Raw genomic sequence first — 21471 nt, forward strand, 5'->3', positions numbered from 1 at the left:
TATATGGTTTTAAAAATATGAATAGAATAGTTTTTTTTATTTTTTGTTTTTTCTCAAGCTTTTGCTCTGTTTGGAGTCAGAGCAAAGATTCAGGGAAGTTTCGTAAAGAAATTTCACTGAATTCGTCTTGGGAAACCATAATACTGGATAATCTTCCGCTGAAAGAAGAAGATTTTGTAGAAAATCCAAAAACTGATTCCAATTGGCAAAAGGTTAGTGTGCCTCACAATTGGGATCAGTATTATGGTTTCAGAAGAACAAAACATGGAAATTTACATGGTACTGCATGGTACAAAAAATCGCTAAAACTTGATAAAAAAGAGAGTTCAAAACAACATTTTCTCTATTTTGAAGGTGTAAGTTCTTATGCCACAGTTTGGGTAAATGGCAAAAAAATAGGGGAACACAAAGGCGGAAGAACCACTTTCACTTTAGACATTACCAAAGCGGTTTCTTTTGACAAAGAAAATATTATTTTAGTAAAAGCAGCGCATCCCTCTTTTATTGCCGATCTTCCTTGGGTTTGCGGTGGCTGTTCTGGAGAATGGGGATTTTCAGAAGGTTCTCAGCCAATGGGAATTTTCAGACCAGTTTCTTTGGTAATTACAAACGATATTAGAATTCAGCCGTTTGGTGTTCATATTTGGAATGATAAATCGGTTTCCAAACAAAAAGCGATTCTTCATACAACTACAGAAATCAAGAATTACAGTACTTTACAGCGAAATTTAACGATTGAAAATATTCTTTTGGATGCTTCGGGAAAGAAAGTTGCTATTATAAAAAGCGACAACAAAATCAATTCGGGAGAAACAAAAGAAATAGCACAGACGCTTCCTGAGATTCAGAATCCGAAATTATGGTCGCCATCCAATCCGTATTTGTATAAATTGGTAACTTCAGTTTACGAAAACGGAAAAATAATCGATCAGTTAACAACGCCTTACGGAATTCGCTGGGTAAGCTGGCCGGTTAGCCGTGATGGAAAAGACAATCGTTTTTTCATTAATGATGAACCTGTTTTTATCAATGGCGTTTGTGAATACGAACATTTAATTGGAAAAAGCCATTCGTTTTCAGATGAAATGATTCATTCTCGAATCGAGCAAATCAAAGCAGGCGGATTTAATGCTTTTAGAGAAGCGCATCAGCCTCATAATTTATTGTATCAAAAAGAATTAGACGAAAACGGAATATTGTTTTGGAGTCAATTTTCGGCACATATTTGGTACGATACACCTGAGTTTAAAGAAAACTTCAAAACTCTTTTACGAGAATGGATTAAAGAACGCAGAAACAGTCCATCAGTTGTCATGTGGGGATTGCAGAATGAAAGTACCATTCCAAAAGAATTTGCCGAAGAATGTACGCAAATTATCCGCGAAATGGATCCTTTATCGGCTTCACAACGTATTGTAACGACTTGTAATGGAGGAGAAGGAACAGATTGGAATGTCGTTCAAAACTGGTCGGGAACTTATGGCGGAGATCCGTTAAAATATCATTTAGAAATGACGACTCAGCTATTAAACGGCGAATACGGCGCATGGCGTTCGGCTGATTTACATACCGAAGGCGAATTCGACCAAAAAGGAATTTTGAGCGAAAACCGTTTTTCTCAATTAATGGAAATTAAAGTTAGAGAAGCCGAATCGGTAAAAGATAAAATTGCGGGACAATTCAACTGGCTTTTTGCTTCTCACGAAAATCCGGGAAGAGTTCAGAATGGAGAAGGTTTTAGAGATATCGACAAAGTTGGTCCAGTAAATTACAAAGGACTTTTTACGATTTGGGGAGAACCTCTAGATGCATTTTATATGTACAGAGCGAATTATGTTTCGAACAAAACTAATCCGATGGTTTATATCGTTTCGCATACTTGGCCAAGTCGTTGGGAAAAGCCGGGAATTAAAAGCGGAATCGATATTTATTCGAATTGCGATGAAGTAGAACTGTTCAACGATGTGAATAAATCTTCTTTAGGGAAACTAAAAAATCCAGGAATCGGAAAGCATTTTCAGTTTAATAATGTCAATATTCAGTATAATGTTTTATATGCCGTTGGTTATGTAAACGGAAAAGCTGTAGCTAAAGATTACATTGTTTTAAATAATCTGCCAAAAGCACCAAATTTTGATGCTTTAACAACGGATAAATCAGATATTACAAAAGCAAAAAGCGGTTACAATTATATTTACAGAGTAAATTGCGGAGGTTCTGAATTGACAGATTCTGCTGGAAATACTTGGTTTACCGATACGCATAAAAACGGTCAAAATACTTGGGGTTCATTATCATGGACCGATAATTTTGAAAAACTCCCAGATTTTTTTGCCAGTCAAAGAACAATTTTCGACCCGATAAACGGAACAAAAGATTCAGAATTATTCCAGAGCTTTAGATACGGAGTTGATAAATTGCGTTACGAATTTCCTGCAGCAAACGGAGAATATTTAGTCGAATTATATTTCACAGAACCTTGGTACGGAACTGGCGGAGGTTTAGACTGCAAAGGATGGCGTTTGTTTGATGTTGCCATCAACGATAATGTAGTTTTAAAAGATTTCGATATTTGGGCAGAAGCAGGACACGACAACGCGCTGAAGAAAACATTCAAAGTAAAAAGTAAAAACGGAAAAATTGTGATTTCGTTCCCGAATGTAAAAGCTTCGCAGGCGATTATCTCGGCAATTGCAATTGCGACAAAAAACATTCATGCAAGACCAGCATCAGAATCGCCAAAAAACATTCAAAATCTAGTTTTAGATTCTTATGATAAAATCAACAGAATAGCTTCATGGCTGGATATTAATTCAAAACAATATTCAGATTCTGATGTTGTTTTTACCGAATTACCTTCGGAAATTTTTGGAGCAGATTATTTACAGTTTTCATCTCATTCTAAAAATAAAGGGTCGTTTACTGCTAAAGAAGAATCGACTGTTTATGTTTTAGTTGTCGATAATTTAAAAACATTAAAAGGGTTTTCAGATTATAAAAAATTAGAAGAAAAAGCTAAAAATAGCAGTCAAAATGAATTTGTAGTTTTCACTAAAAAAGTGAAGAAAGATGAGAAAGTTATTTTTGATAATGCTGAAATTATAAATACAATTGCCATTGTTCCAACTTACGATATGGGCGAAAAAGACGATTCAAGACCTGTCGTAATTATTGAAGCCGAAAAAGCAAAAACAACAGGAACTGGAATCGAAAAAGGAAATTTCAAAAAAGCTGATTATATCGAGTTCACAAAAAAAACAAATAACAGCATCGAGTTTGAAGTTAAACCCGGAGTTGCCGGAATTTATTTAATGCGTTTCCGTTTTATGAATAAAAATGAATCGCCTTTAAAAGTGAAATTTAAAATGGAAGATGCGTACGGAATTTTAATGCGAAATGATACGATTGAATTTTTCCCATCGCCAGAAAAATGGAAGATTTTAAATACGACTTCTGGTGGTTATATTAATGCTGGAACGTATAAAATTACATTGGAAGGTGATGATTTGAAGGGATTAATGTTGGATAATTTTGAGTTTCAATAGGTTTTTTTTGAGGTACAAAGGTTCAGAGGAACAAAGTTGCAAAGGTTTATTTGGTTTGTCAGGCTGAGCGAAGTCGAAGCCCACGCAAAGTGAAGACAATTAATACCACGTCCAGTTTGTCATCCTGAGGAACGAAGGATCACACTCGAAACTCGACAAAGATTGCCGACTTAGTTTGTGTGGGCTTCGACTTCGCTCAGCCTGACAAAACGATGTCTAAAAAATATTAGTATTAAAAACATATTTATGATAAAACATAAAAACATATTTCAGAAAATTACAATTGCCTTATTGTTTTCAGTATCCATTTTTGCACAAAAACAAGCAAGAATTGTGGAAGATTTCAATAAAGAGTGGAACTTCAAATTAGGAGATTATCCCGAAGCAATAAATGCCAATTTCAATGCATCAGATTGGAGAAGACTTCAATTGCCACACGATTGGAGTATTGAAGGAACTTTTGATAAAGATGCCAAAACCAAACAAGCACAAGGTTTTTTACCAGCAGGAAAAGGCTGGTATCGCAAAGCATTTACTATTCCTGCAAATTGGAAAAACAAAACAGTTTCGATTGAATTTGATGGTGTTTTTAAAAACAGTGAAGTTTTCATAAACGGAAAATCTTTAGGAATTCGTCCGAATGGTTATATTTCTTTTGGTTATGATTTAACGCAATATTTGAATTTTGGTAAAGAGAATGTAATCGCTGTAAAAGTCGATAACGATGCACAACCGAATTCTAGATGGTACACGGGTTCTGGGATTTATAGAAATGTGCGTTTGGTTGCAAGTGAAAAACTTCATGTTGGAAAATGGGGAACTTATGTTACGACCCCAGAAGTTTCGGCAACAAAATCAAAAATACATTTAGAAGTTACGATTGATAATGATAATGCTTCTTCAAAAGAGTTTAAACTGGTTACTTCGATTGTAAATGCAGAAAATAAAGAAGTAGTAAATTTTACTTCAACAGAAAAAATTGATGCTAAAACATCAGAAAAAAAGGTTCATGATTTAGAAGTTAAACAGCCAAAATTGTGGAGTACAGAGAATCCGTATTTGTATAAAGTGATTACAAAAGTGTATGAGAAATCGAAATTGATTGATAATTATGAAACGCCGCTCGGATTTCGTTTTTTTAATTTTGATTCGGAGAAAGGATTTTCATTAAATGGAGTTCCAACAAAAATTTATGGAGTTTGTCTGCATCACGATAATGGCGCTTTAGGTGCGGTAGAAAATATTCATGCGGTTAGAAGAAAATTGACTTTAATGAAACAAATGGGAGCAAACGCGATCAGAATGTCACATAACCCGCATTCGTTGGAAATGATGCAATTATGCGACGAAATGGGATTTATCGTTCAGGACGAAGCTTTTGACGTTTGGAAAAAGAAAAAAGTAACCAACGATTACCATAAAGATTGGGATGCTTGGCACAAACAGGATTTGGAAGATTTTATCAAAAGAGATCGTAATAATCCATCGGTTATGATGTGGAGTATTGGTAACGAAATTAGAGAACAGTTTGATTCGACTGGAATTGCGATTACGAGAGAATTAGCTAAAATCGTAAAAGCATTAGACACAACTCGCCCTGTAACTTCGGCTTTGACCGAAAATGTAATTGAGAAAAATTTCATTTACCAATCGGGAGTTTTGGATCTTTTAGGATTTAATTACAAACATGAAGATTATAAAGATTTTCCAACGAAATTTAAAGGACAAAAAATATTGGCTTCAGAAAGTGTCTCGGCTTTAGAAACACGCGGTCATTATGATTTTCCTGACGGAATTAAAGCATGGCCAACCAAACATGGCGCTCCGTTTGACGGAAATGCCGATTGGACGGTTTCGGCTTACGATCAGGTAAAATCATATTGGGGAGCAACGCACGAAGAGAACTGGAAAACGATTAAAAAACAGGATTTTATGGCGGGAACTTTTATCTGGACAGGTTTTGATTATATAGGAGAACCAGATCCGTATCCGTTTCCTGCAAGAAGTTCATATTTTGGAATCGTTGATTTAGCAGGAGTACCAAAAGATGTGTACTATATGTATCAAAGCGAATGGTCGAACAAAACGGTCCTGCATATTTTACCGCATTGGAACTGGAAAAAAGATCAAGAAGTAGAAGTTTGGGCGTATTACAATAATGCCGATGAAGTGGAATTGTTCTTAAACGGAAAATCTCTAGGGAAAAAAGCAAAACAAAATGATGATTTGCATATTTCTTGGCGTGTAAAATTTGAACCAGGAACATTAAAAGCTGTTTCAAGAAAGAACGGAAAAGTAGTTTTAGAAAAGGAAATCCATACAGCAGGAGAAGCTTCTAAATTGGATTTGCAAGCTGATAAAACCTCAATAAAAAATGATACTTACGATTTGGTTTACGTAACCGTTTCTATGACTGATAAAGATGGGAATTTAGTCCCAAACGCCATGGATTTGATCAACTTTGAAGTTTCTGGCGGAGGAAAATTAGTTGGTGTTGACAATGGTTATCAGGCTAATTTAGATTCTTTTAAATCCAATTCTTGTAAGTTGTTTAATGGAAAATGTATTGCGATTATTCAGTCGAATGGAAAGAAAGAAAATATTCAGCTGAAAGCGATGGCAGGAAATGGAATTCCGGTTTCAGCGATTCAGATAAATGTTAATTAATTTTATATGTCGCCCCGCTGGGGCTTTGATTCTCTAATCTATTATTTTTCTTCTATAAATATTAAGCTCCGCTGGAGCTTTTAAATTACAATTTAGAAAATCTTTCTAGCTCTGGAAGAGCGAAATATTTATAGAAAAATATTTATAGAAAAATGAATCCCACATAAGAGTAAAGCTCCAGAGGAGCGAAATAATACAAACAATCAAAATCCGCTTCAATTTAGAAGCGGATTTTTTGTTTCTAGCTCATTCAGAATATTTATTGATCTTGTAGAATTAAACTTATATTTGCTTCAATAATATAAAAGCCGAAAAATGATTTGTACAATTTATTCGCATCATTTAGGACTGGAAAAAATCAAACAAATATTCCTTTCTCATGTGCCTAAAGGTGTTTTTTCTAGTAATGGTGAAAACCTCGAATTTGAAGTGAAAGGTGGAATCTTAAGTCCATCAAAAAAAATAACTCTCTTTTACCGCGAAAGAGCTATTCCTTCTTATCAAATTCCGCAAATAGACGATTCTGAATTAACTGCCAATTTGAAAGGTTTGTATGGTTTTGTAGATTCGTTACCGACTGAAAATGAAAAGGTAAAAGGGTTGTTTCTTCATAAAATACAAACACTAAATTCTGAATTTTCGATTCGAGAAGACAAGGGGGAATTGAAAGAATTAGGTATCATTATAGCCGATCTTGCAAAGGAATTTGATGCTGTTTTATTTGTTCAACCCAAAACTATTATCAGTAAATCTGAAACGCAGCATTTTTTAGATAAAGATTTAAATCTAATTATTGATACAGAAGGAAGATGTGAAATTGAAGAATTAAAAGTTAATATCAATTCGGAATATTTTGACAATGATCAGACAGAATTAGACGAAGATCAAATAGAAAGAAAAGCCAAAAACGAAGAAATTCTTGAAAGAGAAAATATAAAAATCAATAAACATTTGCCTTGTGTTGAATCGGAAAGAGAAACTACAATCCGATCAGCAAAAGAAATAGCAAAAAGAGCAAGTATTTTAGCTGTAACAAATTTAGTAGCCTTTAACAGCATTTCGTCTGAAGAAGCTGTTGATTATTTACAGAATTATAAACTTTGGGAATCTGTTACAGAAGGCGAAAAAGAGTTTCTTGCTAATCCAACAGATGATAGAAAAATGTATGAAACTTGGAAATGTGAAGGAATTTGGACTTTAATGTGGGCTTTGAAAAAAGTCGATACACTTGATTTTCCAAATGAATTTTGTGATCTCGGAAATATCAGCGCAGAAAATTATCCTGTCGCAAGAGATAAAGATCCTTTTGAATTTATAAATGCAGTTCATGAGGTTCGTTCTAAAAAAGAAATTTTAGATGCTACAGATTTGTATTACAGATACAATTGGGCTTGTGTAGATGAAAGGATTAATGGAAGACAAATAGAAAATATTAATCCAGGAATTGTGTACGAAAGACAATATGCGCTCAATTGGCTAATTCATTACATGGATCAAGATTGGGATAATGTAACTTGTGATACTTAATAAAAAATCCGCTTCAACTTAGAAGCGGATTTTTTGTTTGGAATATTTTATATTTATAGAAAATTAAAGAATAAATGAAACCAACTTTCTTTGCAGATCAGTTAGAATTTAGAAAATGGCTCGAGAAAAACCACCAAAACGAAAAAGAACTTTTGGTTGGTTTTTATAAAGTTACGATTAAAAAGCCTTCTATGAGCTGGTCAGAATCTGTAGATCAAGCGCTTTGTTTTGGCTGGATTGATGGTGTTCGAAAATCTATTGATACGGAAAGTTATACGATACGTTTTACTCCGAGAAAACCTTCCAGTATTTGGAGCGCAATTAATATTCAAAAGATGGAAGATTTGACTAAAGCGGGTTTAATGACCGATGCTGGTTTGAAAGCATTTAGTTTTAGAACCGAAAATAAGTCTAAGATTTATTCGCATGAAAAAGAACCTGTTCCACTTTTAGAATTGTATGAAAAACAGTTTAAAAGCAATAAAATCGCTTGGGAATATTTTGAGAAGCAAGCGCCTTCTTATAAAAAAGTAATGATTCATTGGATCATGAGTGCTAAGCAGGAAAAAACACAACTGTCAAGGCTTGAAAAAACGATTGCTGAGAGTGAGAAACAGAAAAGAGTGCTGTAAATATTTCGAATAAAATCCTTATTTTAGTAATCTGACTTTTAGCGAAATATGGAAAGAGAAAATACCACAAAAATAAAAGGGGAGATTTTGCTGGGTATTATTTTTGCCTTAGAATTATACGCCTTGCCTGTACAGTTTTACTTGCTGTTAAAAAATCCTGAATTTACTTTTTTCAGCGCGGCAGTCCGCTTTTTTAGTTTCTTTACGATTACAACAAATACGATCGTTTTTCTTTGCAGTGCTTTGTTATTATTTGGCGGAAGAACTGCAGCAAATGCTTTCTTTAGAAAGTGCACTACTATTACGGCAATTACAGTTTATATATTGATTGTCGGAATTGTTTTTAATTTGCTTCTTCGTCCAACTCTCCATTTAGAAGGACATCATCTTATTGTAAGCGAAATTTTCCATACCGTTGTGCCTGTTCTATTTTTCTTTTTCTGGCTGTTTTTTGTAAGTCCAGAAAAGATCTCTTTTAAAGTTATTTCGTCTTGGCTGATTTATCCAATTATCTATATCATTTACACTTTGTTTCATGGACTTGCAACCGAATTTTATCCGTATCCGTTTATAGATGCAACTAAATTAGGTTTTGAAATAGCCATTATAAACGGATTTTTTGTTTTACTGTCCTTTGTGATTTTATCTATTATTCTGATTTCTATTTTCAGAATCAAGACAAAAAGTTTGACCTAATTCTCAATAAGATGTATTTACTAAAAATGTACTTTTGACCAAAACGCTTAAAAAAATGTTGTTGGTCGAAATTCTATTCGATAAATTTCAATTTATAGTACATTTATGCTTTATAGACCATTTTAAAGCAGATCAGCAATGAAAAAAATATTCCTTTCCTTATGTCTTTTTGGTGTAATTTCTAATGCTTCAAGTCAGGAATTCGCCAATGCACCAAAGCCTTTTGGACCGCTTCCGACACAGAAACAAATCGATTGGCAGGAAATGGAATTTTATGCTTTTGTGCATTTTTCATTAAACACTTTTACCAATAAAGAATGGGGTTACGGAGACGAATCGCCAGAGCTTTTTAATCCGTCGCAATTAGACGTTCGTCAATGGGCGCGCGTGGTAAAAGAAGCGGGAATGAAAGGCATTATTCTGGTTGCTAAACATCACGATGGTTTTTGCCTTTGGCCTTCAGCTTATACAGAACGTTCAGTTAAGAATTCGCCTTGGGAAAATGGAAAAGGAGATTTGGTTAAAGAATTGGCCGAAGCTTGTAAAGAATACGATTTAAAACTCGGATTATACCTTTCGCCTTGGGATAGAAACCATCCACAATACGGCAAACCTGAATATATAACGTATTTCAGAAATCAGTTAAAGGAATTATTGACAAATTATGGAGATGTTTTTGAAATGTGGTTTGACGGTGCAAACGGTGGTGACGGCTATTACGGCGGTGCCAACGAAACCAGAAAAATTAATACGCTTACTTATTATAATTGGGATGAAACCTATAAGTTAATTTACAGCATCGCCCCGAAGACATTGGTTTGGGGAGTTGGTCCATCTGAAGCAAGATGGATTGGAAACGAAGAAGGGCGTGCAGGAAAAACCAATTGGTCGTTATTACGCCAAAAAGATGAGTTGGCTGGAAAAGTGCATTATAGCGAATTCATGTCTGGACATGAAGACGGCGAAAAATGGGTTCCTGGCGAAGCCGATGTTTCGATCAGACCGGGATGGTTTTATCATTCTGTGGAAGACGATAAGGTTCGTTCGCTTGACGAAATGGTCGATATTTATTACGAATCGATTGGACGAAATGCTACTTTATTATTAAATCTTCCAGTTGACAGACGCGGTTTGGTTCATGAAAATGACGAAGCGAGATTAAAAGAATTGGTTGCTACAATTAAAGCCGATTTCAAAAAAGAACTATTAGCGGGAAATCAGGTTCAAGCTTCAAACATTCGTGGAAACGATTCTAATTTTGGACCTCAGAATGTAATTGATGGAAATAAAAATACCTATTGGGCAACCGACGATAAAGTAAAACAAGCTACAATCGAATTTACGTTTAAAAAGCCAACCGCAATCAATAGAATTTTACTTCAAGAATATATTAAGCTTGGGCAACGTGTAAAAGAATTTTCTGTTGAAGCAAAAGTGGACGGACAATGGAAAACGATTTCCAACGAAACTACAATTGGCTACAAAAGAATTCTTCGTTTAGATCGTGTAACAGCTTCTGCAATTAGAGTTAATATTTTGGATGCTAAAGCAGGATTTGTAATCAGTACAATCCAAGCGTATAATGCTCCGACTTTTGTAAAAGAGCCGCAAATTCTTCGTGATAAAAATGGTTTAGTTACGATTAAATCGGAAAGCGGCAATGCAGTTTATTATTCGCTTGACGGAAAAAATCCTTCAGAAAAAAGTACTTTATACAAAGCGCCATTCATATACAATAAAGCAGTAGAAATTAAAGCCATTTCGAGAAATACAAAAGAGAAAATCAACAGCGCGGTAAAAACGGCTAAATATGGTGTTTCTAAAGAAAAATGGAGCGTGATTTCTATTTCAAGCGGAGATGATAAATCGGTTGAAAGAATTATTGACGGAGATGCCAATACCGATTGGGGATTTGGAAATGATCAAAACAAACTGCCTCAAGCAATCATTATCGATATGGGTGAAGCAAGAGAAATAAAAGGCTTTACATACACGCCACAGCAAGTTGGAAATAATTTGAATTTGATTTCGAATTACGAATTCTATACGAGCGAAGACAATATTACTTGGACAAAACAATCGGAGGGAGAGTTCTCGAACATTAAACATAACCCAATTGAGCAACTTAAGAGTTTTACTGCGGTAAAAACAAGATTTTTAAGATTTGTTGCCACAGCTGCTGTAGGAAAAGGGCAAACCGTTTCAATTGCTGAAATTGGGGTAATTGAATAAATGCTTTTTTTTTGAAGCAAGAGCTTTGAAAAAAGCATTTCATAGAAGGATTTTTTGTAAAAATTATTGTGTCTCTAAAACCCCAGCGGGGTGACATATTTATAGAATAGAAATAAGACAAATAAAAAAGAGCTCCGGAGGAGCGACATATATTGAGAATGTAGAAAAATATGTCGCTCCTCTGGAGCTTTATAATATAAATGGTTATCCTTTTGCTATAAATATTTGGCTTCTCCGAAGCCTGTAAAAAAAGAATTGCTTTTTTGAGGTTGCCTAATTTTGTCTTTTGCCGAAGCTTAGCCGTTATTAGTCGAATTTTTAGTACGAGCGGATAATTTAATTCTACTTTTATTTTAGAAATTTAATGACAAGGCAAATGATTAAAGAAGATATAGGTTTTAGAGAAGCAGGGAAATTTGAAGAAACTCGTTTTGAGAAAATTCACAATGTTATTTTCGAATCGTCGCAAGAAGCTTCTTTACTTGTCGCGCAAGAAATTGCCAATTTAATTCAGAGAAAAAACGAGCTAAACGAACCTTGTGTTTTAGGTTTGGCTACAGGTTCTTCGCCAATTAAGGTTTATGAAGAATTGGTTAGAATGCACAAAGAGGAAGGTTTAAGTTTTGAAAATGTTGTGACTTTTAACTTAGATGAATATTATCCGATGGATAAGAATGATATTCAGAGTTATTATCATTTTATGCACGAACATTTATTTCATCATGTAAATATTCTTCCTAAAAATATAAATATTCCAGACGGGCAGGTGAGTGCCGAGGAGTTACAGCAATATTGCATCGATTATGAGATGAAAATTAAATCGTACGGCGGATTAGATTTTCAGCTTTTAGGAATCGGTAGAACAGGACACATTGGGTTTAATGAGCCAGGTTCTCATGTGAATTCGGGAACCAGAAGTATTACTTTGGATCATATCACGAGAGTTGATGCGGCTTCTTCTTTTTTAGGAATTGACAATGTTCCGAGAAAAGCCATAACAATGGGAATTGGAACCGTTAGAAATGCAAAAAGAATCGTTTTGCTTGGCTGGGGAATCAGTAAAGCAGGAATTATAAAAAAGACAATCGAAGGAGAAGTTTCTTCGCAAGTTCCAGCTACGTATTTGCAAGAGCATAACAACACAACATTTGTTCTAGATACAGAAGCTTCGTCTGAACTAACAAGAGTTAAAACGCCTTGGCTGGTTAAGTCTTGTGTTTGGACAGATGGATTAAAATTAAAAGCGGTGGCTTGGTTAAGTGAGTTGACGAAGAAACCTTTCCTTAAACTGACGGACAAAGATTATAACGACAACGGAATGTCGAGTCTTTTGACGGAAGAAGGAACTGCATACGATTTGAATATTAAAATGTTCAATAAAATGCAGCAAACCATCACGGGATGGCCGGGCGGAAAACCCAATGCTGATGATACGTACAGACCGGAGCGTTCCACGCCGGAAAAGAAAAGAATTATCATTTTCAGCCCGCATCCAGATGATGATGTGATTTCAATGGGAGGAACATTCGACCGTTTGGTAGAGCAGGGGCACGAGGTTCATGTAGCCTATCAGACGTCTGGAAATATTGCGGTTTCAGATGTTGAAGCTTTAAAGTTTGCAGAAATTTCGAAAGCATTACATCCAGATTCTAGAATGTCTGATAAAATAATCGATTTTCTTCAGAACAGAACTGGAAATGAAATTGATTCGTTAGAAGTTAGAAAATTAAAAGGATTAATTAGAAGAAGCGAATCTTTTGGAGCAACTCGCTACATTGGTTTGCCAGATTCTAATGTAAACTTTTTGGATCTTCCGTTTTACGAAACAGGAACGGTTAAAAAGAATAATCTTTCAGATGCAGATGTTGACATTATGTGTGACATTATTGAAAGAATAAAACCGCATCAAATTTATGCCGCTGGAGATTTAGCAGATCCGCACGGAACTCATAAAGTATGTTTAGACAGTTTGTTCGAAGCTTTGAAAAGACTAAAAAACAAAAGCTTTATGGATGATTGCTGGGTTTGGTTGTATCGAGGCGCATGGCATGAATGGGAATCGTACCAAATTGACATGGCAGTACCAATGAGTCCTGACCAGGTTTTAAAGAAACGACATGCCATTTTTTATCACCAGTCTCAAAAAGACGGCGTTATGTTTCAAGGTGATGATAGCAGGGAGTTTTGGGTTCGAGTTGAAGATAGAAATAGATTGACTGCAGAAAAATATCACAGCTTAGGTTTAGCAGATTATTCGGCTATTGAAGCGTTTAAAAGATATCACTTTTAGTTTTTTGCAGCATAAAAATAATAGACTATTTCATGGTTTATTTTGGTTAGTTACCTATAATTGAGAGAAAATGCGGTCGTGGTTGGCCGCATTTTCGTTTTCTATGCGTTTTTTGTCTTTTACCGACGAGATTTTTTTTACCGCAAAGTTTTTTTTACCGCAAAGTGCGCAAAGAATACGCAAAGTTCGCTAAGATTTTATTTTTACGTTGTCTGAAAAATGAGAAAAAAAAGTTCGCAAAGCTTTGAGGAAAAACTTTGCGAACTTTGCGTAAACCTTAGCGTGCTTTGCGGTTAAACCTTTATATAGAAGAATTAAGGATTTTCTGTTTTACTTCATCAATATAAGATCTTCCTATAACGTATCGAAGTCCTTCAATTTCAATGCTGTTTCCTTCAACGGCGTCAATTTTGTCAATTGCAATCGTATAAGATCTGTGGATTCTGATAAAATCTCTCTCAGGCAATAAACTTGTAAAATCAGATAAAGTACTGTGAATGATAAACTTTCCAGAAGTTGTACTAATTTTCAAGTAGTCCTTTAAGCTTTCGATAACCAGAATTTCGTTCAAGAAAATCTTCTTCATTTTTTTCTTGTCGATTTTCACGAAAATGAAAGGATTCTCTTTGCTATTTTCCTGCGGAAGCTTGGTTGCATTATTAAGACGTTTGTTGATTTTGTTTACCGCTTTCATTAATCTAGGAAACTCAATTGGTTTTACTAGATAATCTAAAACATCAAGCTCGTAAGTTTCAATCGCAAACTGATCGTAAGCACTTGTAATAATAAGTAGAGGAGGATTTTCTAAACTTTTAATAAAATTAATACCGTCCAAAACAGGCATGTTAATGTCTAGAAAAATTACATCTATAGTATTGTTTTTTAAGAAATTTAATCCTTCGATAGAATTGCTAAAAGTATTTACTAATTCTAGATCTTCAATCTGTTCAATATAATTTTTAATAACGTTTATTGCCAATGGCTCATCATCGATAATTAAACACTTTATTTTCATTTGTACTGTTATTTTTGGCCAGTGTGTGGTTTCTTGTAAGTATAATTTTAGTAATAGTTAAAATCGAGGGGCTATGTGACTTTTATAACTAGTTTAACGACAAAAATATTCTTTTTATTTTTAAATGAAAGCTTATAGTCACTTTTATTATATCCTAATTCGAGTCTTTTTTTTACGTTTTCAATACCTATACCACTTGACTTGTTAAAATTATCTTTATGTACGGTAAATTCGGGCATTGGGTTTGAAATGGTGAAGTATAAAAAATCTCCTTTTACTTTAAATCTAATGTCAATTAAAACATTTCCAGTGTTTTTGTTCACGCCGTGCTTAAAAGCATTTTCAACGAAAGTCAACAGAAGGACTGGAGAAATTTCTTTATCGTGAATATCTCCAGAAATAGACATATCTACTTCTAGTCGTTCTCCGTTTCGAATTCTTTCCAAATCCAGATAATTCTGAATGCACATAATCTCATTTTCTAGAGTCTGCTTTTTGCCTTTTGTTTCATAAAGCATGTAGCGCATCAATTCGGAAAGCTTTAAAACGATTTTTGGTGTTTTGTTCGATTTTTCTACAGAGAGTGAATAAATGTTATTTAAGGTATTAAAGAAAAAATGTGGAGAAATCTGTGACTTCAAAAACAACAATTCGGTTTCTAGCTGCGATTTTTCTAAATCTGTCACACGTCTTTGTTCTTTTAAGAAATCTAAAGTGATTTTAATGGCAGTAACAAAAGTCATTACATACAATTCACCCATCATCATATCTATCGTGTAATTGAGTGTAAGTGTACTGATGGTCTGCGGACCTTCAGGCCAAACGTCGTGTGTAATCAGTAGATAAGTCAGATTAAATTTTAAAACAACCATGATAAAAATCGCTGACAATACACTTATAATATATAGGACGTACTTTTTGCGGTAAATAAAGTGAGGCATTAAAACCAAAATATTTAGATAACACAATGCCATGTGAATTGGAAATCCGAGTAAGGTGGTTTTTAATGAATAAACATAATCATTAAAATAGCTTCCCCAGCGGAATGTATTGAATACAAAATACGTTAGCCAAAAGTAAACATGATAACGTATAGGTAAACTATAAGGTTTTTTTGAGTTGAAAATCATAATCGTAGAATAGAATGTCGTTTGTTACTATTTTTTGATGTTTAGAGCTGTTTAAATGTCGTCCGTCTAAAAATATTTTGGTAAAAGTTGAATTTATCTAAATTTAAAGTTAAATTAATATTGTTTTGATATGAGGAAAATTACTCTGCTTTCTCTGACGGTAATTTTAACTGCAAGTTGCAAAATAAATGTAGATAAAAATCAACATAAACAAAGTTTTGCAACAAATTATGTAGATCCTTTTATAGGTACAGGTGGGCACGGACATACATATCCGGGTGCAACAGTTCCGTTTGGGATGCTGCAAGTGAGTCCAGATAATGGGGTTTCTAGCTGGGACTGGTGCTCGGGCTATCATTATTCTGACTCAATAGTTTCTGGATTTAGTCATTTACATTTAAGCGGGACAGGAATCGGTGATTTGGCAGATATTTTATTTATGCCGACAAACAAAAAGTTAGACTTAACCGCCAAAGCCGCTTCACGCGATTTCTTACCGTATAAATCAAAATATAATCATGTTAACGAAAAAGCAATACCGGGTTATTACCAAGTTTTTCTTGAAGATCCTAAAATCAATGTAGAATTAACTTCTACACTAAGAACCGCATACCATAAGTATACCTATAATAATAACGATACGCAATCTGTTGTTGTCGATTTAGGTTTTGCCATTAACTGGGACAAAGCGGTAAAAACTGCCATTACAGTTGAAGACCAAAATACCATTAGCGGTTACCGTTACAGTACGGGTTGGGCAAAAAATCAGAAAGTGTTTTTTGTTGCCAAGTTTTCTAAACCCATTACAGAATCTATTATTACTGCTGATAAAAAAGTAGTTTCAGGTAAGAATGCTGAAGGTGAAAATACAGCTCTGCAATTATTCTTCGATGGCAAAAACTCTAAAGAATTAGGCGTTAAAGTGGCGCTTTCTTCTGTAAGTATCGCTAATGCGAAAGACAATTTAGATAAAGATCAAGAATTTGAAAAAGTAAAAACAGAAGCATCTTTAGATTGGAACAAAGCTTTAAGCAAAATTACAGTTGAAACTCCAGTTGATTCTTTAAAGACTATTTTCTATACCGCTTTATATCATGCTCAAGTTGCACCGGTAACATATAGCGATAAAAACGGGCAATTTAGAAGAGAAGACGATAAAATTATTACTGCTAAAGATTATACCGCTTACTCTACATTATCGCTTTGGGATACATTTAGAGCAGAAAACCCATTGCTGACCCTGTTAGAACCAACAAAAGTTTCCGATTTAGTTAATTCGATGTTAGCGTATTATGAAACCAAAAAGATACTTCCAGTTTGGACATTATACGCTAATGAAACTAATACGATGACAGGATATCATTCGATTCCAGTTATTGTAGATGCTTATATGAAAGGCATTAAAGGTTTTGATGCTGAAAAAGCTTTTGAAGCCATGAAAGCAACAATGATGCAGGACGAACGCGGTTTGAATTTCTACAAAAAATACGGTTACATTCCTTATAATTTATTAGACGAATCGGTTACCATTACTTTAGAATATGCTTACGACGATTGGTGTGTGGCTCAAATGGCGAAAGCTTTAGGAAAAACAGCTGATTATGAATTTTTCTCTAAACGTTCAAAAGCTTACGAATATTTGTTTGATGCCAAATCTGGTTTCATGAGAGGAAAATCGGAAGATGGAAAATCTTGGAACGAGCCTTTTGATCCAAAACACTCCAATCACAGAGAGCATACCGATTATACCGAAGGAAATGCTTGGCAACACAGCTGGTTTGTACCTCATAATGTAGATGATTTTATTAAGCTTCACGGAGGAAACGATATTTTCACAAAACGTTTAGAACAATTATTTACAGAGAGTTCTGAGATTACAGGAAATAATGTTTCTGCAGATATTTCTGGTTTGATCGGACAATATGCACATGGTAATGAGCCAAGTCACCATATTGCTTACATGTTTAATCATGCAGGTCAGCCTTGGAGAACGCAATATTGGGTACGCCACATTTTAGATACTCAATACAATACGTCAGCAAACGGTCTAAGCGGAAACGAAGACTGCGGACAAATGTCGGCTTGGTATGTATTCAGCTCAATGGGATTATACCCAATGAATCCAGCTTCTGGCGAATACGAAATTGGAAGTCCGATTTTCGAAAAATCAACTTTAAATCTTCCAGATGGAAAAACTTTTGTAATTGAAGCAGAAAATGTTTCAAACAAAAACTTCTATATCCAATCGGTTACTTTAAACGGAAAAGCATTTAATAAAACTGCAATTTCTCACCAAGAAATGCTAAAAGGCGGTGTACTTCATTTTGTAATGGGAGCGCAGCCAAACAAAAACTGGGGTCTGAACTAACTAATTCAAAATAAATAATTTAATGAACATAATAGACGTATCAATCATTTTAATCTATATCGTACTCTCGGTCGGTATCGGAATCTGGATTTCAAGAAAAGCATCAAAAGGACTTGATGATTATTTTCTTGGTGGGAAATCAATCAAATGGTATTTTTTAGGATTGAGCAATGGCTCAGGAATGTTTGATGTTTCGGGAACTTCCTGGATGATTGGAGTTTTATTTCTATATGGTGTAAAAAGTTTCATGTTTATGTGGCTTTGGCCAATTTGGAATCAGATTTTTGTGATGATGTTCCTTGCGGTCTGGATTAGAAGATCAAAAGTAATGACAGGTTCCGAATGGATTTTAACTCGTTTTGGAAGCGACAAAGCAGGAAAAGCATCACATATTATTGTGGCTATTTTTGCGATCATTTCTACAATTGGTTTCATCGCGTATTTCTTCGTTGGAATCGGAAAATTTGTAACTATTATTCTTCCTTGGGATTTAACAGTTCACATGAATGGCGGAGTTTTCTTAACCTCAGAACAAGCTTATGCATTGTTAATCATTTTCTTAACAACCATTTATACGGTTAAAGGCGGAATGTTTTCTGTTGTAGCGACAGAGGTTGTACAATATATTATTATGATTGTTGCGGGAGTTTTAATCGCCGGTTATGCATTCATTAATTATACAGATATTCAGATCAATTCGGTAATTACGCCAGAATGGAAAAATGTTTTCTTCGGATGGGAATTTGAAACGCAATGGAGCGATAAATTCGAAACTTTCAACCGATTAATTGATACGGAAGGTTATAAAATGTTCGGAGCATTTATCGGGATGACACTTTTCAAAGGTTTCTTTGCAAGTGTTGCAGGACCAACTCCAAGTTACGATTTACAACGTGTTCTTTCTACAAAATCGGTAAAAGAAGCAGCTTACATGAGTGGTTTTACCAACTTAATTTTATTCATTCCTAGATATTTATTGATTACAGGAATTGTAGTTATTGCTTTAGTGAATTTAGCGCCAGAATTAAACGCAAACGTAAATTTAACGGGCGCAGATTTAGAATTATTAATGCCAAAAGTGGTGAATCTTTATATTCCAGTTGGAATTAAAGGAATTCTTCTTGCAGGTTTATTAGCCGCTTTCATGTCTGGATTCTCGGCTTTTGTAAATGCAGGACCAGCATATATTGTAAATGATATTTATAAAAAATACTTTAAACCAGTTGCTTCAAATCAGCACTATATTAAAGTAAGTCAGATTTCTTCTTTCTTAGTTGTTGGTCTTGGAGTTTTCATGGGATTCTTCGCAGATTCGATCAACTCATTAACACTTTGGATTACAAGTGCTCTTTACGGAGGTTACGTTGCAGCGAACTTCTTAAAATGGATTTGGTGGCGTTTTAACGGATGGGGTTATTTCTGGGGAATGGTCGGCGGATTAATTGCTGCTTCTCTTCAGTTTGTTTTAGATCAAAACAAAGGAAATTTAACAGCTGGAACATTCTTGCATGATCTTTCGCAAGTTCCATCTATTTACTTATTCCCATTAATTTTCGGAATGTCAATTTTAGGTTGTCTTTTGGGAACTTATTTAAGTAAACCAACTGATATTGAAGTTTTAAAATCTTTCTACAGCAATGTGAGACCTTGGGGATTCTGGGGACCAGTTTACAAACAATTAAAAGCGGAAGATCAATCTTTCCAAAAAAATAATGATTTCTATCTAGATATGATGAATTGTGTAATTGGAATTGTATGGCAGTCAAGTATGATTCTGCTTCCAATCTATTTCATCATTAGAGATTATCCAAAAGCGGCTGTGGCATTGGTGGTTTTCTTGGTTACGACTACAGTGTTGAAGTTTACTTGGCTGGATCGAGTTAGGAAGATTGAAGAGTAGATTTTTAGAGAATAGAATAAAGAGAAAAGAATAAAGAGTATAGAATAAAGAGTATAGAATCAGGATTTTAGAGGAGATTATTTTGATTCGATAAATTTTAAACACATAGGAACATAGATTTTTTTTGATGTTGAAAAAGATAAGAGAAAGAAACTAGTTTCTAACACATAGATTTTAAACATAGCCCGTAGTTTCAACTACGGGAAAGTAAGATTGGCGGTGTTACTATGTACAGCAACTTTGTAAAAGCTCAAAAATTTGACAAAGTTTTACAGTGCAGTTTGTCATCCTGAGGAACGAAGGATCACACACGTAACTCGACAAAGATTGGCGACATAGATTGCGGAGCTTCTAGTGTGATCCTTCGTTCCTCAGGATGACAAAATAGAGCTATGTGATTTATTCAAAGTGAAATGCCTTTGAACGTTCCAAAAAACTATGTCTCTATGTGTTTAAAAAAGAATAAAAAAACAAAAAACTAATACATAAAAAAAACAAAAAATGAGTACTATTCCTTGGCAAGACAGACCCGAAAACAGTAAAGATGTAATGTGGAGATATTCTGAGAATCCAATTATCGACAGATATTCGATTCCTTCATCAAACAGTATATTCAATAGTGCAGTTGTACCTTTTGGAGACGGATATGCTGGGGTTTTCAGATGTGATAACAAAGCAGTTCAGATGAATATTTTTGCTGGTTTCAGTAAAGATGGTATCAATTGGGACATTAACCATGAACCAATTGAGATGAAATCTGGAAATACAGAAATGATCGAATCGGCTTATAAATACGATCCGCGTGTGGTTTGGATCGAAGATCGTTACTGGATTACTTGGTGTAACGGTTACAACGGACCAACAATTGGTATTGGTTATACTTTCGATTTTAAAGAATTTTTCCAATGTGAAAATGCCTTTTTACCATTCAACAGAAACGGAGTTTTATTCCCACAAAAAATCAACGGAAAATACGCAATGTTAAGCCGTCCAAGTGATAACGGACACACACCTTTTGGAGATATCTGGATCAGTTACAGCCCAGATATGAAATATTGGGGAGAACATAGATTGGTTATGAAACCAAGTCCGTTCGAAAAAAGTGCTTGGCAATGTACTAAAGTAGGTGCAGGACCAATTCCGATTTTAACTGATGAAGGATGGTTAATGATTTATCATGGAGTTATTAATACTTGCAACGGTTTCCGTTATGCAATGGGTTCAGCGCTTTTAGATGTTGATTCGCCAGATCAAGTAAAATACAGAACACAACCTTATTTATTAGGCCCAGCAGAGACTTATGAAATGGTTGGAGATGTTCCAAACGTAGTTTTCCCTTGCGCTGCTTTACACGATGTAGAAGAAGACAAATTAGCAGTTTATTATGGTGCTGCAGATACACACGTAGCGATCGCTTTCGGAAAATTAAGTGAAGTAATTCAGTTTACAAAAGATAATAGTTTATAATA

At 34.7% G+C, this 21471-nt stretch carries 12 protein-coding genes; 10 read left to right on the plus strand and 2 right to left on the minus strand.

Annotated elements, in window-relative coordinates; all coding sequences use genetic code 11:
- The first annotated feature begins 17 nt into the window (after positions 1 to 17).
- The 7 genes from ACFO3N_RS16205 (at position 18) to nagB (ending at position 13589) form a co-directional block, all read left to right on the plus strand.
- Complete coding sequence (locus tag ACFO3N_RS16205; protein WP_379799375.1) at positions 18 to 3545, plus strand: malectin domain-containing carbohydrate-binding protein; 3528 nt, start codon at positions 18 to 20, stop codon at positions 3543 to 3545.
- 246 nt (positions 3546 to 3791) lie between these two features.
- Positions 3792 to 6212 carry a glycoside hydrolase family 2 TIM barrel-domain containing protein gene (locus ACFO3N_RS16210; RefSeq protein WP_379799377.1) on the plus strand — a complete coding sequence of 807 codons (2421 nt, stop codon included), beginning with the start codon at positions 3792 to 3794 and terminating at the stop codon, positions 6210 to 6212.
- Positions 6213 to 6527: 315 nt separating this feature from the next.
- Positions 6528 to 7739: a DUF4272 domain-containing protein gene (locus tag ACFO3N_RS16215; RefSeq protein ID WP_379799379.1), complete on the plus strand. Its 1212-nt coding sequence runs from the start codon at positions 6528 to 6530 to the stop codon at positions 7737 to 7739.
- A gap of 74 nt (positions 7740 to 7813) precedes the next feature.
- Complete coding sequence (locus tag ACFO3N_RS16220) at positions 7814 to 8371, plus strand: YdeI/OmpD-associated family protein (protein WP_379799381.1); 558 nt, start codon at positions 7814 to 7816, stop codon at positions 8369 to 8371.
- 48 nt (positions 8372 to 8419) lie between these two features.
- Positions 8420 to 9067 (plus strand): Pr6Pr family membrane protein, encoded by a 648-nt coding sequence (locus ACFO3N_RS16225; RefSeq protein WP_379799383.1) that lies wholly within the window; start codon positions 8420 to 8422, stop codon positions 9065 to 9067.
- A gap of 138 nt (positions 9068 to 9205) precedes the next feature.
- On the plus strand, positions 9206 to 11299 hold the full coding sequence (locus tag ACFO3N_RS16230; RefSeq protein ID WP_379799385.1) for an alpha-L-fucosidase: 2094 nt from the start codon (positions 9206 to 9208) through the stop codon (positions 11297 to 11299).
- A 376-nt stretch (positions 11300 to 11675) separates the two neighbouring features.
- Positions 11676 to 13589: a glucosamine-6-phosphate deaminase gene (gene nagB / locus ACFO3N_RS16235; RefSeq protein WP_379799387.1), complete on the plus strand. Its 1914-nt coding sequence runs from the start codon at positions 11676 to 11678 to the stop codon at positions 13587 to 13589.
- Positions 13590 to 13890: 301 nt separating this feature from the next.
- Here nagB and ACFO3N_RS16240 read toward each other — a convergent pair whose 3' ends face one another.
- Positions 13891 to 14604 carry a LytR/AlgR family response regulator transcription factor gene (locus tag ACFO3N_RS16240; RefSeq protein WP_379799389.1) on the minus strand — a complete coding sequence of 238 codons (714 nt, stop codon included), beginning with the start codon at positions 14602 to 14604 and terminating at the stop codon, positions 13891 to 13893.
- A 71-nt stretch (positions 14605 to 14675) separates the two neighbouring features.
- On the minus strand, positions 14676 to 15734 hold the full coding sequence (locus tag ACFO3N_RS16245; RefSeq protein WP_379799391.1) for a sensor histidine kinase: 1059 nt from the start codon (positions 15732 to 15734) through the stop codon (positions 14676 to 14678).
- A gap of 130 nt (positions 15735 to 15864) precedes the next feature.
- Here ACFO3N_RS16245 and ACFO3N_RS16250 point away from each other — a divergent pair, with 130 nt between their 5' ends.
- From ACFO3N_RS16250 to ACFO3N_RS16260, 3 genes are all read left to right on the plus strand, one after another.
- Complete coding sequence (locus tag ACFO3N_RS16250; protein WP_379799393.1) at positions 15865 to 18102, plus strand: GH92 family glycosyl hydrolase; 2238 nt, start codon at positions 15865 to 15867, stop codon at positions 18100 to 18102.
- Between the two features lie 22 nt (positions 18103 to 18124).
- Positions 18125 to 20002: a sodium:solute symporter family protein gene (locus ACFO3N_RS16255; protein ID WP_379799395.1), complete on the plus strand. Its 1878-nt coding sequence runs from the start codon at positions 18125 to 18127 to the stop codon at positions 20000 to 20002.
- 501 nt (positions 20003 to 20503) lie between these two features.
- Positions 20504 to 21469 (plus strand): glycoside hydrolase family 130 protein, encoded by a 966-nt coding sequence (locus ACFO3N_RS16260; RefSeq protein WP_379799397.1) that lies wholly within the window; start codon positions 20504 to 20506, stop codon positions 21467 to 21469.
- The last annotated feature ends 2 nt before the right edge of the window (positions 21470 to 21471 follow it).

Source organism: Flavobacterium chungangensis (assembly GCF_042654045.1).
GTDB classification, from domain to species: domain Bacteria; phylum Bacteroidota; class Bacteroidia; order Flavobacteriales; family Flavobacteriaceae; genus Flavobacterium; species Flavobacterium chungangensis.

Bases quoted from the DNA above. Each gene is read 5' to 3' on its own strand.
- ACFO3N_RS16205 (WP_379799375.1), top strand. From the start codon at position 18: ATGAATAGAATAGTTTTTTTTATTTTTTGTTTTTTCTCAAGCTTTTGC.
- ACFO3N_RS16210 (WP_379799377.1), top strand. From the start codon at position 3,792: ATGATAAAACATAAAAACATATTTCAGAAAATTACAATTGCCTTATTG.
- ACFO3N_RS16215 (WP_379799379.1), top strand. From the start codon at position 6,528: ATGATTTGTACAATTTATTCGCATCATTTAGGACTGGAAAAAATCAAA.
- ACFO3N_RS16220 (WP_379799381.1), top strand. From the start codon at position 7,814: ATGAAACCAACTTTCTTTGCAGATCAGTTAGAATTTAGAAAATGGCTC.
- ACFO3N_RS16225 (WP_379799383.1), top strand. From the start codon at position 8,420: ATGGAAAGAGAAAATACCACAAAAATAAAAGGGGAGATTTTGCTGGGT.
- ACFO3N_RS16230 (WP_379799385.1), top strand. From the start codon at position 9,206: ATGAAAAAAATATTCCTTTCCTTATGTCTTTTTGGTGTAATTTCTAAT.
- nagB (WP_379799387.1), top strand. From the start codon at position 11,676: ATGATTAAAGAAGATATAGGTTTTAGAGAAGCAGGGAAATTTGAAGAA.
- ACFO3N_RS16240 (WP_379799389.1), bottom strand. From the start codon at position 14,604: ATGAAAATAAAGTGTTTAATTATCGATGATGAGCCATTGGCAATAAAC.
- ACFO3N_RS16245 (WP_379799391.1), bottom strand. From the start codon at position 15,734: ATGATTTTCAACTCAAAAAAACCTTATAGTTTACCTATACGTTATCAT.
- ACFO3N_RS16250 (WP_379799393.1), top strand. From the start codon at position 15,865: ATGAGGAAAATTACTCTGCTTTCTCTGACGGTAATTTTAACTGCAAGT.
- ACFO3N_RS16255 (WP_379799395.1), top strand. From the start codon at position 18,125: ATGAACATAATAGACGTATCAATCATTTTAATCTATATCGTACTCTCG.
- ACFO3N_RS16260 (WP_379799397.1), top strand. From the start codon at position 20,504: ATGAGTACTATTCCTTGGCAAGACAGACCCGAAAACAGTAAAGATGTA.